14 protein-coding genes are annotated in these 15662 nt (G+C 61.4%); 9 read left to right on the top strand and 5 right to left on the bottom strand.

What is annotated here, in order from left to right:
• Positions 1-39: 39 nt before the first annotated feature.
• The 9 genes from LC343_RS14150 (at position 40) to hflX (ending at position 11939) form a co-directional block, all read left to right on the top strand.
• Complete coding sequence (locus LC343_RS14150; RefSeq protein WP_223478093.1) at positions 40-1149, top strand: two-component system sensor histidine kinase NtrB; 1110 nt, start codon at positions 40-42, stop codon at positions 1147-1149.
• On the top strand, positions 1146-2606 hold the full coding sequence (gene ntrC / locus LC343_RS14145; RefSeq protein WP_223477800.1) for a nitrogen regulation protein NR(I): 1461 nt from the start codon (positions 1146-1148) through the stop codon (positions 2604-2606). The genes LC343_RS14150 and ntrC overlap by 4 nt, the downstream gene beginning before the upstream one ends.
• A gap of 90 nt (positions 2607-2696) precedes the next feature.
• Positions 2697-5033 (top strand): sensor histidine kinase NtrY-like, encoded by a 2337-nt coding sequence (locus LC343_RS14140; protein ID WP_223477799.1) that lies wholly within the window; start codon positions 2697-2699, stop codon positions 5031-5033.
• Positions 5030-6391 (top strand): nitrogen assimilation response regulator NtrX, encoded by a 1362-nt coding sequence (gene ntrX / locus LC343_RS14135; RefSeq protein WP_223477798.1) that lies wholly within the window; start codon positions 5030-5032, stop codon positions 6389-6391. Before LC343_RS14140 ends, ntrX begins: the two co-directional genes overlap by 4 nt.
• 27 nt (positions 6392-6418) lie before the next feature.
• Positions 6419-7795: a Trk system potassium transporter TrkA gene (trkA, locus tag LC343_RS14130; RefSeq protein ID WP_223477797.1), complete on the top strand. Its 1377-nt coding sequence runs from the start codon at positions 6419-6421 to the stop codon at positions 7793-7795.
• 40 nt (positions 7796-7835) lie between these two features.
• Positions 7836-9320 carry a potassium transporter TrkG gene (locus LC343_RS14125; protein ID WP_223477796.1) on the top strand — a complete coding sequence of 495 codons (1485 nt, stop codon included), beginning with the start codon at positions 7836-7838 and terminating at the stop codon, positions 9318-9320.
• Positions 9321-9335: 15 nt separating this feature from the next.
• Positions 9336-10199 (top strand): D-amino-acid transaminase, encoded by an 864-nt coding sequence (locus tag LC343_RS14120; RefSeq protein ID WP_223477795.1) that lies wholly within the window; start codon positions 9336-9338, stop codon positions 10197-10199.
• Between the two features lie 130 nt (positions 10200-10329).
• Positions 10330-10581, top strand: coding sequence for an RNA chaperone Hfq (gene hfq, locus LC343_RS14115; protein WP_223477794.1), 252 nt, complete (start codon positions 10330-10332; stop codon positions 10579-10581).
• Between the two features lie 68 nt (positions 10582-10649).
• Entirely contained in the window at positions 10650-11939 is a 1290-nt protein-coding gene (gene hflX, locus LC343_RS14110; RefSeq protein ID WP_223477793.1) for a GTPase HflX, read from the top strand.
• A gap of 18 nt (positions 11940-11957) precedes the next feature.
• Here the strand turns inward: hflX and LC343_RS14105 are convergent, their stop codons facing one another.
• From LC343_RS14105 to LC343_RS14085, 5 genes are all read right to left on the bottom strand, one after another.
• Positions 11958-12653, bottom strand: a complete 696-nt coding sequence (locus tag LC343_RS14105) for a hypothetical protein (RefSeq protein ID WP_223477792.1) — start codon at positions 12651-12653, stop codon at positions 11958-11960.
• Between the two features lie 162 nt (positions 12654-12815).
• Positions 12816-13034, bottom strand: a complete 219-nt coding sequence (locus tag LC343_RS14100; RefSeq protein WP_223477791.1) for an alkylphosphonate utilization protein — start codon at positions 13032-13034, stop codon at positions 12816-12818.
• Between the two features lie 90 nt (positions 13035-13124).
• Positions 13125-13958 (bottom strand): nucleoside triphosphate pyrophosphohydrolase, encoded by an 834-nt coding sequence (mazG, locus tag LC343_RS14095; RefSeq protein WP_223477790.1) that lies wholly within the window; start codon positions 13956-13958, stop codon positions 13125-13127.
• Between the two features lie 69 nt (positions 13959-14027).
• Entirely contained in the window at positions 14028-15095 is a 1068-nt protein-coding gene (locus tag LC343_RS14090) for a D-alanine--D-alanine ligase family protein (RefSeq protein WP_223477789.1), read from the bottom strand.
• A gap of 72 nt (positions 15096-15167) precedes the next feature.
• Positions 15168-15662 carry a YbaK/EbsC family protein gene (locus LC343_RS14085; protein ID WP_223477788.1) on the bottom strand — a complete coding sequence of 165 codons (495 nt, stop codon included), beginning with the start codon at positions 15660-15662 and terminating at the stop codon, positions 15168-15170.

Here is a 15662-nt window from a genome sequence, read left to right as displayed (position 1 = left end):
GCGTTTACATTGCGCAAAAAACAGTCCGCGCCGGATCCGATGCGCGCATTGAAGGTTCTCGATACGCTGCGCGATCCGGTGGTGCTTCTGGATGCGGAGGATACGATTGCCTTCGCCAACCTCGAGGCGGAGTACTTCTTCTCTTCATCGCAGAGCCAACTCGCCAAGTCCAAGATTCAGGATTTCGTCGCATTTTCAAGCCCCTTGCTGGCGCTTGTTCAGCAGGTGCGTGAGCATGAATCCCCGGTCAACGAGTATCGGGTCGATTTGTCGTCGCCGAGGCTTGGTGCCGATCGGATCGTCGACGTCCATGTGACGCCGGTTTCGGATGAACCCGGCTCGATGGTCATCGTCTTCCGGGAGCGTTCGATGGCCGAGAAATTCGACCGGCAGATGACCCATCGCGGGGCCGCTCGATCGGTCACCGGCTTGGCGTCGATGCTCGGTCACGAGATCAAGAACCCGCTGTCCGGCATTCGCGGCGCGGCGCAACTGCTCGAGGCTGCGGTCAGCGACGAGGACCGCGCACTGACCGGTCTTATCCGCGAGGAGACCGACCGGATCGTATCGCTGGTCGACCGGATGGAGGTTTTCTCCGACGAACGGCCGATCGAACGCGAACCGGTCAATATCCATGTCGTGCTCGACCGGGTGCACCAGATCGCGGTGTCCGGTTTCGGACGCGACATCAGTTTCGTGAAGCAGTACGACCCGTCGCTGCCGATGGTCCTGGGCAACAAGGATCAGCTGATCCAGGTTTTTCTGAACCTCGTGAAGAATGCCTGCGAGGCCTGCGAAAACAACGAGCACGCCCAGATCAAACTGCGTACCGCGTTCCGGCCGGGTATCCGCTTGTCCATTCCGGGTGCCAATGAACGCGTCGCATTGCCGCTGGAATTCTGTGTCGAGGACAACGGCTCGGGTGTTCCCGAAGACATACAGATGCACATGTTCGACCCCTTCATCACAACCAAGCAGAACGGATCGGGCCTCGGCCTGGCGCTGGTCGCCAAGATCGTCGGCGATCATGGCGGTGTGATCGAGTGCGACTCGCAGTCGAGCAAGACGGTGTTTCGCATTCTGATGCCGGCCGCGCCGGCAACACCGATCGAATTGATACAGCCCGCTAGCGGAGACAACGAACAATGAAAGGCACCGTTCTTGTCGCTGACGACGACGCCGCCATCCGGACAGTGGTCAGCCAGGCGCTTTCGCGCGCCGGTTACGACGTCCGGCTGACCTCCAATGCATCGACGCTCTGGCGCTGGGTGACCGCCGGGGACGGCGATGTTGTCGTCAGCGATGTCGTCATGCCGGACGACAATCTGTTCGATCTCCTGCCGCGCATGCGCAAGGTCCGTCCGGAACTGCCGATCATCGTGATGAGTGCGCAAAACACTTTCATGACGGCGATCCGCGCATCCGAAAAAGGCGCCTACGAATATCTGCCGAAGCCTTTCGACCTTGTCGAACTGACCGGAATCGTGGGCCGCGCGCTGGCGGAATCGCGCCGCAAGAACGGAGACGACCAAGCCTCCAAGGCCGCCGCGCAGAAAGACCATGAGGGTATGCCGCTGGTCGGACGGTCCGCGGCGATGCAGGATATCTATCGTGTGCTCGCACGCATGATGCAGTCGGATCTGACCGTGCTGATCAACGGCGAGTCGGGTACCGGCAAGGAACTTGTCGCAAGCGCGCTGCACGAATACGGCAAGCGGAAGAACGGCCCATTCGTCGCCATCAACATGGCGGCTATCCCGCGTGATCTGATCGAGTCCGAGTTGTTCGGCCACGAAAAGGGGGCCTTTACCGGCGCACAGGCGCGCTCCAGCGGCCGATTCGAGCAGGCCGAGAACGGAACGCTGTTTCTCGACGAGATCGGCGATATGCCGATGGACGCCCAGACGCGGCTTCTTCGCGTGCTTCAGCAGGGCGAATACATGACGGTCGGTGGGCGCACGCCCATCAAGACCAATGTCCGCATCGTCGCGGCGACCAACAAGGATCTTCGCTCGCTGATCAACCAGGGCCTGTTCCGCGAGGACCTCTATTACCGTCTCAATGTCGTTCCGTTGCGCATGCCGCCACTGCGGGAAAGGCTCGAGGATATCGGCGATCTCGTGACCCACTTCCTGACCAAGGTTCAGGGCGAGGGGCTTGAGGCGAAGCGGATCCTGCCGGAAGCGCTGCAACTGATGAGCCGCTATCACTGGCCGGGCAATGTGCGTGAGCTCGAAAACCTGATCCGCCGGCTGAGCGCTCTGTATCCGCAGGAGGAAATCACCCCGGAAATCGTCGCGGCCGAACTGGATGCCGGCGAGGGGGGCGAACAGTCCCCGTCGGGTCTCCTGGCCGGCGACGTGACGATCTCGCAGGCGGTCGAGCATAACATGCAGGACTACTTCCGTTCCTTTGGGGAGAACCTGCCGCCGCCGGGCCTGTATCAGCGTGTTTTGGCCGAACTGGAACAGCCGCTGATTCTCGCCACTCTGGCGGCGACACGCGGCAATCAGATCCGCGCGGCCGAGGTGCTTGGCCTCAACCGGAACACGCTGCGCAAGAAAATCAAGGAACACGGCCTGAGCGTCTTCAAGGGCGGGGCATAAATCGTTGGGGAGGGTGGCGACATGTTGTAAAGTCGCCACATTCTGTTGCATATTCAGCACTCCGATCCGTCGGATATCAGCGATTTACTCATGCCCTTTCTCCAGAGCGCCAAGGTCGCACTCGATTTCGGTATCCACGACCGGTCGAGCGCTCGCAGGGCGCAGTATCGCGGCATAGCCGTCATCATCGGCGCTCTCCTGACGGCGGGCGTTTCTTTTGCCGTCCTGATCGGGCTGACGCCGATCCAGCCTGACAATACCGTCACGCTGTCGGCCATCGTCATCAACGGGTTTTTCGTCTTCGCGCTGCTGTGGCTGATCGGCGTGGAGCTGCGGCGCATATATGTGGCACGCAAGGCCGGGAAGGCCGCGTCGCGACTGCATGTGCGCATCGTCAGTCTGTTCACGATCATTGCCGTCATTCCGGCCATCGCGATCGCCGTCGTCGCCAGCATCACGCTCGATCTCGGGCTGGACCGCTGGTTCGAGATTCGTACGAAGACAATCGTCGATTCTTCGCTGCAGGTGGCGGAATCCTATATCAACGAAAACGCCATCAACCTGCGCGACGCGACGATCAACATGGCGTTCGCCTTGGACAGCCAGCGTCGGCTCTACAACCTCGATCGCGCCGGCTTCAGCCGCTACCTGACGCAGCAGGCGCGTGGGCGCGGCATGCTGGGCGCATTCGTCATTCGTCCGGACGGCAGTGCGATCCATAGTGCGGACATAGAGGTCGAGCGCGCATTGCCGCAGCCCCCGTTGGACGCTCTCAAAACGGCAGCCGACGGAAGACCTGTCATAATCCCGCCGGGCGTGACCAATCTGGTCGGGGCGATCATCAAGTTGCGCGAAATTCCGAACGCGTATGTCTATACGATCCGGACCGTTGACGCAGATGTCCTGGAAGCGGTTCAGCTGATGCAGCAGAACCGGGCCGAATATGTCGGCCTGGAACGCAACAGGACGAATGTGCAACTCGCATTCGCAATCCTCTATTTCGGCCTCACCCTGATCATGGTCCTGTCGGCGATCTGGACCGGTATCGCGGTCGCCAACAGGCTGGTTCGCCCGATCCGGCAGTTGATCGGCGCGGCTGAGGAAGTATCCGGCGGCAATCTGGATGTTCGCGTTCCGGTCCGCGCTTCGGATGGCGACGTCGGTTATCTCGGCGAGACGTTCAATGGAATGCTTGGTCAGTTGAAGGAACAGCGCGACGAAATCCTCCATGCGACCGACCTTATCGACCAGCGCCGCCGCTTTTCGGAAGCCGTCCTTTCCGGGGTTTCGGCAGGTGTCATGGGGGTCGACGACAATGGTGTGATCACGGTCGCGAACCGATCCGCCGCTCTCATTCTCGGGACGGGAGAAACGATCGAGCCGGGGACGCAGTTGTCCGATCTGTCGTCGCATGTCGCCGAAGCACTGGACGAGGTTCGTCGAAGCGAACGCGAAGACGCGCGAAAGCAGGTGAATTTTCTGGATCGCAATGGCCGCGAACGCGTTCTCAACGTTCAGGTCACGGTCGATCGCGAAGTGGGCGGCATCCATGAGAATGCGAGCGATGAAGCCGAGGATGCGCCTGCCGAGCATACGCATGTCGTTACGATCGACGATATCTCCGACCTCGTCGAAGCGCAGCGTTCGACGGCCTGGGCGGACGTCGCGCGCCGCATTGCCCATGAGATCAAGAACCCCCTGACGCCTATCCAGCTTTCCGCCGAACGGCTCAAGCGCCGATACGGAAAGATGGTCGGCGAAGACAGTGCGGTGTTCGACCAGTGCACGGATACGATCATTCGGCAGGTTGGCGACATCGGGCGCATGGTCGATGAATTCTCGTCATTTGCGCGCATGCCGAAGCCGGTCATGGAGAAGAAGGATCTGCGAGAGACGCTGCGCGAGGCGACATTCCTGGTGGAGGTCAGCCGGAGCAATATCAGTTTCGAACGCGATTTCGATGACGAGGAACTCGTCTGCATGTTCGATGACAGGCTCGTCGGGCAAGCTATCGGAAACATTATAAAAAATGCGTCTGAAGCGGTGGAGGCCCGGCAGGCCGCCGAGGCGGAAGGCCGCGGGGACGGCCGCATCAAGGTGCGCGCCTACAGGCAGGGGTCGGAGGAGATCGCGGTCGATGTGATCGACAACGGAAAAGGGCTCCCGCGCGCGAACCGGGCCAAGCTTCTCGAACCGTATATGACGACCCGCGAGAAGGGGACGGGCCTCGGCCTCGCCATCGTCAAGAAGATCATGGAAGACCATGGCGGGCGACTCGAATTGCACGATGCGCCGGCCGATTTCGACGATGGCCGTGGAGCGCTGGTGCGCCTGGTGTTTCCCGTCGCCGCCGGAGTGGAGATAGAGGAAGTGGGGCAGAATGAGATAACGGACGACATGCGTCCGTTAGCCGAGAGGACAGTATGAAAGCGGACATTCTGATTGTTGACGATGAACAGGATATTCGGGAGATCGTCGCCGGCATTCTGGAAGATGAGGGCCATGAGACACGCATGGCGCATGACAGCGACAGCGCGCTCGCGGCAATCTCGGACCGCGCGCCGCGGCTGGTCTTTCTCGATATCTGGCTTCAGGGCAGCAAGCTGGACGGCTTGGCATTGCTGGACGAGATCCAGACGATCCACCCCGGCATGCCTGTCGTCATGATTTCCGGTCACGGCAATATCGAGACTGCAGTCTCGGCCATCAAGCGTGGCGCTTACGACTATATCGAGAAGCCGTTCAAGGCCGACAGGCTCGTCCTCGTCGCGGAGAGGGCGCTCGAAACATCCTCGCTCAAGATGCAGGTGAAGGATCTCAAGCGGCGCTCGACCGAGACGACGGAACTGATCGGCAATTCGGCAGCAATCAATTCGCTGCGCCAGACGATCGCGAGGGTAGCGCCGACCAACAGCCGTATTCTGATCTCGGGTCCGTCGGGATCCGGAAAGGAACTCGTCGCACGTTCCATCCACATGCAGTCAGGCCGCGCGGGCGGGCCGTTCGTGGTCATCAACGCGGCAGCCATCACGCCGAGCCGTATGGAGACGGAGCTGTTCGGAACAGAGCCGAATGGCGGCGAGCGCAAGGTCGGTGCGCTGGAGCAGGCCCATGGCGGCATTCTCTATATCGACGAGGTCGCCGATATGCCGCTGGAGACGCAGACGAAGATTCTGCGCGTTCTGGTCGAGCAGGAGTTCGAACGGGTGGGTGGTGTGCGCCGGGTCAAGGTTGACGTGCGGATCATCTCGTCGACGGCGTTCAATCTGGAAGCCTTGATCGAGGCGAAGACGTTCCGGCGCGACCTGATGAATCGTCTTTCGGTCGTCCCGATCGACGTTCCCCCGCTCGCCGAACGGCGCGAGGACATCCCGCTTCTGGTTCAGACATTCATGACCCAGATCAGCGAGCATACGGGTATCCGTCCCAAATTCATCGGCGACGATGCGATGGCCGTGCTGCAAACTCATGACTGGCCGGGGAACATTCGCCAGTTGCGCAACAATATCGAGCGCCTGATGATCCTGACGCGCGACGAGCCGGAAGACACGGTGATCGGCGTGGACATGCTGCCGTCGGAGATCGGAGAGAACCTGCCACGCGCGCCGACATCGGAGGACGCGCACATCATGGCGTTGCCGCTGCGCGAGGCGCGTGAGCGGTTCGAGCGCGACTATCTGCTGGCGCAGATATCGCGTTTCGGCGGAAACATCTCGCGTACGGCGGAATTCGTTGGTATGGAGCGATCCGCATTGCACCGGAAGCTCAAGTCGCTCGGTGTCTGAGGCAAACGAAACCGGACGGGGAAGCGAATGCGGGTCATAATATGCGGCGCCGGCCAGGTGGGGTACGGCATCGCCGAGCGCCTCGCAGCCGAAGCCAACGACGTCTCCGTGATCGACATGTCGGCGACGCTCGTTCAGAGGATCCGCGACACGCTCGACGTGCGCGGGTTTGTCGGTCATGGCAGCCATCCGGATGTCCTTGCCGCCGCTGGCGCGGACCAGGCGGACATGATCATCGCCGTCACGCTTTACGACGAAGTCAACATGACCGCGTGCCAGGTGGCGCATTCGCTGTTCGATGTTCCGACCAAGATCGCCCGCATCCGCTCGCAAAGCTACCTGCAGGCGCATTACAACAATCTGTTTTCGCGCGATCATCTCCCAATTGACGTGATCATTTCCCCGGAGCGGGAAGTGGGCGATGTGGTGTTGCGGCGGATTGCTTCGCCGGGCGCCAATGACATCGTGCAGTTTGCCGAGGGCAAGGTCACGATGATGGCGATCGAATGCCGGGAGGACTGCCCGGTCATCAACACGCCGCTCAGCCAGCTCACGGAACTCTTTCCGGACCTCTCCGCAACGGTGGTTGGCGTCTGGCGCGACGAGCGGCTTTTCGTCCCCCACTCGGCCGACCAGTTGCTGGCCCGCGACCTCGTCTATGTCATTTCGAACCGGAAGCAGGTCAAGCGTACGCTGAGCCTGTTCGGTCACGACGAGGCCGAAGCGCGCAGGATCATCATTGCCGGTGGCGGCAATATCGGCCTCTACGTCGCGGCCCAAATGGAGGCGCGGGACTCGCGCACCAAGGTCAAGATCATCGAGGCGGAGCACACGCGTGCGGTCCATGTCGCCGACCAGTTGCGGCGTACTGTCGTCCTGCACGGCAGCGCGCTCGATCAGCAGGTGCTGGTCGAAGCCGATATCGAGGATAGTGAGTTGATGGTGTCGCTGACCAATGACGACCAGGTCAACATCCTGTCGTCGGTGATGGCCAAGCGGCTCGGATGCCAGTCGACACTCGCACTGATCAATGATCCGGCCTACCAGGGGTTCACCGACACGTTGGGGATCGACGCGCATATCAATCCTCGTGCGGTCACGATTTCCCGGGTTCTCCAACATGTTCGCAGAGGACGCATTCGTCAGGTCCACAGCGTGCAGAAGGGGTCGGCCGAAGTGATCGAGGCCGAGGCGCTGGAGACCTCTCCGCTGGTCGGTGCGCCGCTGAAGGAACTGGATCTGCCCGAAAATATCCGTATCGGCGCGATCTACCGCGACGGCGAGGTGATCAAGCCGGACGGGACGACCAGAATCAAGGCGAAGGACCGCGTCGTCATCTTCGCGCAGTCCGACGCGGTTCGCCGCGTGGAGCAGATGTTCCGCGTCAGCCTCGAATTCTTCTGATGAAGTCGCCGGTTCCCGACAGGACGGTTCGGGGGACGTCGTGCGGACCGTAGTCTTTCTCCTTGCCTTTGCGAGCGCCCTGTTCTTCGTCTCGATGGCGGCGCCGATCCTCGTCGGTTTCGCGCATGACGAGACAGAGGAGGTGTTGCGGCTTTCCGTCCTGGCATCGACCGGCGCGTTCGTTTCGATCCTGACCATGATCGCCTCGCTCGGCAGCCGTCATGTCGTGACGCCCAATCGTCTGATCCTGTCGATGGTCTTCGTCTGGGCGGCCCTGTCCCTGCTCGGCACGCTGCCCTTCGTGCTTGCGGAGGATACGCCCTTCGAGCGCGCGCTGTTCGAAAGTGTTTCCGGTCTCACCACAACCGGCGCGTCGACCTTCACGGCACGCGAGGCAATGCCGCGCTCCATCATCTTCTGGCGGCTTCAGCTTGAATGGATCGGCGGTTTCCTCACGCTGGCGTCTCTGTTTCTCGTCCTTTCTCCGCTTGCGATCGGCGGTCTGCCCAAGCGGGCGATGGCGCCGGAATGGAATATCGAAACGGGTGGCGAGCGCGATGCGGGTGCACAGCATCTGCGGCGATATCTGCCTTTGCTCGCCTATTATGTCGCCGCGTCCGTGATTGCGTTCTTTCTCTTCATCGCCAGCGGCACCGACAGTCTCGGGGCGGCGCACCTGACGATGACGAGCCTGTCGACCGGGGGCTTCAACCCCTACGACACGGAACTGGAAGCACACCATGGTGTGCCGACACTTGCGATCATGGCGACGGTTCTGACGATTTCCGCCACCAGTCTGTTCTGGCAGCGCTATGACCTCTCCAATCCTTTCCGCGTCATCTGGCGCAACCGGGAAGCCTGGTGGGTCATGTTTCTGGTCGCTGTCATGACCATCCTCTATCTCGTGGCATTTCTGGAGATTGGCGCGGTGACGGGACGCGGCGATGCAGTGCCGGTACTGGTCGAGAGCTTTTTCGCCGCCGCGTCGATTGTGGCGACGTCTGGCCATGAGCCTCGGCCCGGCGTGATCGCGCTCTTGCCGGAGATTTTCGTTTTTGCCATCGCGTTCATCGGTGCGGCCGTCTTCTCGACCTCGTCCGGCCTGAAAATCCACCGTCTCGGCGCGATGCTGGTTCAGTCGTTCCGGGAACTCAATCTTCTGATCTATCCGAGTTCTGTCATTCCGACGCGGATCGCACGGGCGGATTATGACGAGCGTTCCATCGTCGAATCCTGGCCGGTCATGGTGCTGCTTCTTGCGGTGGTCGCGTTCGCCATGTTCACGCTTGCAGGCGGGCAGGGCAATTTCGAAGCCTCGATGCTGGCGGCAATGGCGCTTCTCGTGAATGCCGGGCCGCTCTATGACGCTTACATTCCCGTCGCCGCGACGCCCGATCTGTGGCCCGAGTACCGTGACTTCGGAAGCCTTGAACGTCTGATCGGTTGCGTGGTCATGCTTCTCGGCCGATTGGAATTCGTCGCCGTCTTTGCAATTCTGAATTTGAGATACTGGCTGAGTCGCTGAAAACCGGAGAATCGAGTGTCGCGCATTACCTATGTCAACGGCCGATATTCGCGCCACCGGGACGCCGTGGTTCATGTCGAGGATCGCGGCTACCAATTCGCCGACGGCGTCTACGAAGTTTGCGAGATCGCGCGTGGCTATATCATCGACATGACCCGGCATCTGGACCGGTTGGCGCGGTCCCTGAGTGAGTTGCAGATCGCGTGGCCTGTCGATCGCGACGCTCTCGTTGCGATCCTGCGGGAAGTGGCGCGGCGAAATAGGGTGAGCGACGGCATGGTCTATATACAGGTTACGCGCGGCGTCGCCCGGCGCGACCACGTTTTTCCTTCCGCCACCACGCGCCCGTCTCTGGTCGTTACCGCACGAAGCAGCGATCCGCAGGCCGCAAGGGCGAAGGCGGGCGAGGGCGTCGCCGTCCTGACCGTACCGGAAAGCCGCTGGGATCGCGTCGATATCAAGACTGTCGGCCTTTTGCCGAATGTCCTCGCGCGTCAGAAGGCGAAGGAAACGGGGGCCGCCGAGGCCTGGTTCGTCGATGCCGACGGTATCGTGAAGGAAGGCGCGGCGACGAATGCCTGGATCGTGACCGCCGACGGCACGCTGGTCACACGGCCTGCGGATTTCGGTATACTGCGCGGGATCACGCGCGCTACGGTGATGGACATCGCCGCCGGGCAGGGCCTCAAGGTTGAGGAGCGCGGGTTTACCGTTGAGGAGGCAAAGCACGCGCGGGAAGCTTTCATTACGGCGGCCACAACACTGGTGATGCCTGTCGTGCGTATCGACGAGACATCAGTCGCCAATGGACACCCCGGATCAGTTTCGCTTGCGCTAAGAGACGCATTCTTTGAAACAGCGGAGAAAACGCCCATTTGATCACGAAAGAGTGAGACGAAAGCCCAATTAGTTTCCGCATTGAAAAAATCACTAGGAATTTTACGTTACTCGCATTGCGGCAAAACCATATCGCGACTAATTCATTGATACCTGTACAGACGGAAAAAACATGGCTGAACGCTCCCAAAATCTGCAAGATCAGTTTCTGAATGCAGTTCGCAAACAAAAAATTCCGCTGACGATCTTCCTCGTCAATGGGGTGAAGCTTACGGGCGTCGTCACTTCGTTCGACAATTTTTGTGTTTTGCTGCGGCGCGACGGACATGCGCAACTGGTCTATAAACACGCGATATCGACGATCATGCCCGGCCAGCCGGTCAGTTTGTATGAAAACGACGACGCGACGTCCAAACCCGATTGACGAAACACTCTGAAAATCAGCACGACCCCGTCCGTGCGCGAAAGCGCAAGGGTCAGGATCATGCGCCGGTGCCCACGGTCGCCGTGGTTGTCGAGCCGGACCTGCGCCAGCAAGGGCAGGGCACGGACAGCGCACCGTTGCGCGCCGCCGCCGAGCGCCTGATCGAAGCGGAAGGCCTCGCGCGCGCCATCGATCTCGATATCGCGCACAGCATGATCGTTCCGGTCTCCAAGCCACAGCCCGCGACATTGCTTGGCACGGGCAAGGTCGAGGAGATCAGGGGCATCATAGAGGCATGTCATGCCGGGCTTGTCATCGTCGACCATTCCTTGACGCCGGTTCAGCAGCGCAACCTCGAGAAAGAGTGGAACGCCAAGGTTCTCGACCGGACAGGCCTGATTCTTGAAATCTTCGGCGAGCGTGCGCAGACCAAGGAAGGCTCCCTGCAGGTCGAGCTGGCGCATCTGAATTATCAGAAGGGCCGGCTGGTCAGAAGCTGGACCCACCTCGAACGCCAGCGCGGCGGCGCGGGCTTCCTCGGCGGACCGGGCGAGACCCAGATCGAGGCGGACCGGCGTATTCTCCAGGACAAGATCAAGAAGCTGGAGCGCGAACTCGAAGGCGTGCGCCGGACCCGCACCCTGCACCGCTCCAAGCGCAAGAAGGTTCCGCTGCCGATCGTTTCTCTTGTCGGCTACACCAATGCCGGAAAGTCGACCCTGTTCAACCGGCTGACCGGCGCCGAGGTGATGGCCGAGAACATGTTGTTCGCGACGCTCGATCCGACCTTGCGGCGGGTGCGATTGCCGGGCGGCACATGGATTATCCTTTCGGACACGGTCGGGTTCATCTCCGATCTGCCGACCCATCTGGTCGCTGCCTTCCGGGCGACGCTGGAAGAGGTGCAGGAGGCCGATGTCGTGCTGCATGTGCGCGACATGTCCGGCGCGGCCAGCAAGGAAGAGGCCGCAGACGTGGCGGAGATTCTGCGCGATCTCGATATCGACCCCGACGATGAGGAGCACGTTATCGAGGTCTGGAACAAGATCGACGCGATCGCGCCTGAAGAACGGGCCGAATTGATCACGCGGGCAGAGCGCTCTGCCACCGGCCCGTCCATCGCTGCCGTGTCGGCGATCACCGGCGAGGGGGTCGACCGGCTTCTGGCCGAGATCGAGACGCGGATCGCCGGCAAGCTCGTCGCGCGGCGGTTTTCCATTCCGCCGGAGCGCGGGGCCGATCTCGCCTGGCTCTACGACCACGGTCAGGTGCGCCGCCGCGAGACCGCGGACGACGGTACGGTGACGGTCGATATCGAGATGACAAGCGACAACGCCGCCGCATTCGAGCGTCGCTGAATTTTTCCAATCGCCGATCTATCGCTGCCCCGGCGGCTTATTCGCCCAGCCGACCAGCCCCTGGCATTCGCGCAGAATGCTGTCGACCTCATGAACGGGCCGGCCCCTGCGATAGCCGGGCGGGAAGCCGGGTCGCAGCGATGACAGTCTGCGCGGGCGCCGCCGTGTGAGCCGCCACCGGGCAAGACGTCTGGCCTGTGCCGGCAGATCGTCGAGTGCGTCGATCAGCGCCCGGACGCGGCGGCCGAGCGATTTTGCGTCGCGCGGTTCGTCGAGCCGAAAGACTTCAGAGCCGGGAAGGGCGTCAGGCTCATCTTCGTGCTCTTCTCCCTCCGTGATCCACGGATTGTCCGGCAGCGGCTTGAACGGGTCGAAAAGCTGGAATGCGGGGTCCGCTTTCGGCTTGCTGTGCGAGCCGGATTGAGTCTTTGCGCGGGTGGTTCCGTTGTCGGGGGCCTTTCGGGGGATTCCCGGCTCATCATCGAGCCCGATCGCTTCCAGAACAATGAGACGGCGCACCGCGGACTCGGCGGGACGCAGGATGCGCAGGACCCGGAAATAGATTGCGGCCGGCAGACTGTCCTTCATACCGCCGCCGGGCAGGCGGAGGACGGCGACGAGATGCGCCGCGATCCGCAGAAGCGCGTCGCAGTTCAGCTCGATTGCCCTGGCCAGCCATGCCCTGTCGTCCATATCGTCTCGCTGTCTCCGCATTCATTTTCGCGGGGCGTTCGAATGCAAGGACAAGGTGACCGATCATGAGGGTCGGTGGACAGGCGTATTCAGAGAATCAAGAAACTATAGATATTTCAGATGGATAGGAAAATTTCCTGAGATTTCTCTCACCCGGAATCGATGCCGGGCTGTCAGAAGTCGTCAGGCCTTTTTCAGAAACTCGGTGCGCAGGACGAGGCCCTTGATCTTCTCGACCCGGCACTCGACTTCGTCCGGATTGCCGGTGAGGCGGATTCCCTTGACCAACGTGCCGCGCTTGATGGTCGAGGACGTGCCCTTGACCTTCAGATCCTTGATGACCGTAACGTTGTCGCCATCGGCCAGGATCGTGCCGTTTGTGTCGCGGGTTTCATCGCTCATGGAAGCAGCCTTTCGTGGATGTGCCAAACGGCAGTAGCGGCCAGCGGGCGAAATGGAAAGAGGCCGCTAACGCGTCTCCATGTCGCGCAGCTATTTCGCTGTCTTCGCTTCCTGCCAGAGGGCTTCCATCTCGTCGAGCGTGGCGTCGGCGGGATTGCGGTCCTGTTCGCCGAGGCGGCGTTCTATGTGGCGAAAACGGGTGAAGAATTTGTGGTTGGCGGCTTCGAGCGCGGCCTCGGGTTCGACATCGAGATGGCGGCCGAGATTGACCAACGCGAAGAGCAGGTCGCCATATTCCTCGCGGACCTTGTCCTCCTGGCCAGACGCCATGACCTCGCGCAATTCGCCGATTTCCTCCTCGATCTTGTCGAGGATTGGCGGGGCGGTGTCCCAGTCGAAACCGACGCGGGCGGCTTTGCGCTGCAGCTTGATCGCGCGGATCAGGGCGGGAAGGGCGCGCGGCACATCGTCCAGAAGCGACAGGTGTTCGACCTGCTCCACGCCTGCGGCTTTCTGCGTTTCCGCGTGTTTTGCGGCCTTCTCGGCCTTTTCTTCCGCCTTGATCTTTTCCCACATGCCCTTGGCGAGCTTCTTGCCGCGCACGGAATCGTCGCCGAAGACATGCGGATGGCGGCGGATCATTTTCCTTGTGATCGCTTCGACCACATCGCCGAAATCGAACTGGCCGGCTTCCTCGGCCATGCGGGAATGGAAGACGACCTGAAGCAGGAGGTCGCCCAACTCGTCGGGCAGATCGACCATGTCGTTCCGCTCGATCGCGTCGGCAACTTCGTAGGCTTCCTCAATCGTATAGGGCACGATGGTAGAGAAGGTCTGCTCGACATCCCACGGGCAGCCGGTCTCGGGATCGCGCAGCGCCGCCATGATTTCGAGAAGCCGGGAAATGTCGCGGGAAGGGGTCATGCCAGCATACTATGCATAAGCGTGACGGGACGAATGTGCATCGTTGCTGCGTCCACAGAAACTGCGTTGTCAGCGACCAGCGCGAGCGAGACCATGCTCGATCAGGCGATCCAGCAGTTCCTCGTAGGGGATGCCGGATGCGGCCATGGCCTTGGCATACATGGATATGTCGGTGAAGCCGGGGATCGTGTTGATCTCGTTGACGAGGCATTTCATGTCGGGCGTGACGAAGAAATCGACGCGGGCCATGGCGTCACAGCCAGCAGCGCGAAAGGCGTCGGCGGCCAAGGTGCGCATTCGTGTCTCGATGTCTTCCGGCAGTTCTGCCGGGACAGTCAGGGCCGCGCCATCGGCGTCGACATATTTCGCATCATAGCTGTAAAAGCCGTGGCTCTCGGATGGGGCGATTTCGCCGGGGCGAGACACGATAAGGGTACCGTCCGGCTGTTCCAGTACGGCGAACTCGATTTCGCGGCCGTCGACAAACTCCTCAACCAGGAGCCTGCTGTCATGCCGGAAGCCTTCGGCGAGCGCCGTATCGTAGTCGCCGGCATTTGAGACCTTTGTGACGCCGACCGACGAGCCCTGGCGTGCCGGCTTGACGAAGACGGGCAGTCCCAGTTTCTTTTCGAGATCTGCGAGGGTCGGAATGTCGTCCTTTCGGATGACGACCGAGCGGGCCACAGGCACGCCGGCATCGCGCAGCAGGCGCTTGGTCATGTCCTTGTCGATCGATGCCGCCGAGCCGAGAATGCCGCAACCGACAAGTGCCACGCATGCGACTTCAGCCAGCCCCTGGACCGCGCCGTCTTCGCCGTGCAGGCCATGCAACACCGGAAAAAGCAGATCCGCCGGCGGAAGCTCTTCCATACGGTCCGTGCCGGCGGCAAGCATCCGGCCGTGGCCGCCAGGAACGAGCGCGACTTCGACGCCGCGTTCGGGCCGCGTCAGTTCGCGGTCTTCGAAGGCGGCCAGCAACCAGCGGCCGTCGCGTGTGACATAGACGGGTACGACATCATACGTCTCGGGATCGAGCGCGCGCACGACATTCGTCGCCGACATGAGCGAGACATCGTGCTCGGCTGAGCGTCCGCCATAGAGGACGAGGATACGGAGGCGTTGGGAGGAGGCGTTCATCGATTCTCCAATTCAAAGCATATCCGCGACACTCCATCTAATTGTCGCATAAGATGGATTATGGAACTGCGATTAGCCCGATACCGTGATGAGCTGTGGCTTTACGGCGTCGACCAGAGCCCTTGGATCGACGCTGAAGACGCTGTCCGGCCGCCCTGCGGCAGCCCAGACCGTCTCATAGTCCAGCAGGCTTTCGTCCAGCCATGTTGCGACTGGAGCCTTGTGGCCGATCGGTGCGACGCCGCCAATGGCGAAGCCTGTCTCGTCGCGCACGCGACGGCCGTCACATCGCTTGAGGTTCAATCCGTATCTGCTTGATATGTATTCGAGATCGGCGTTGTGCGAACCGGATACGAGCAGCAGCGCGAGCGCACCGGTATCGGCATTCTCGAAGACCAGAGACTTGACGATCTGGCCGACGGTGCAGCCGCAGGCCTCGGCCGCGTCTTCGGCCGTGCGCGTCGACTGATCCATCACGCGCAATTTGATTTGCAGTCCGAGCCGCTCGGCGTCCTGAGCGACGCGCTCCATGCTCGATCCGGGTTTCGGGACGACGGGATTGCTCAT

It is taken from the genome of Oricola indica (genome assembly GCF_019966595.1).
Lineage (GTDB): Bacteria > Pseudomonadota > Alphaproteobacteria > Rhizobiales > Rhizobiaceae > Oricola > Oricola indica.
Note: the sequence above shows the minus strand (reverse complement) of the source record. Positions and strands in the feature narration are given on the sequence as shown.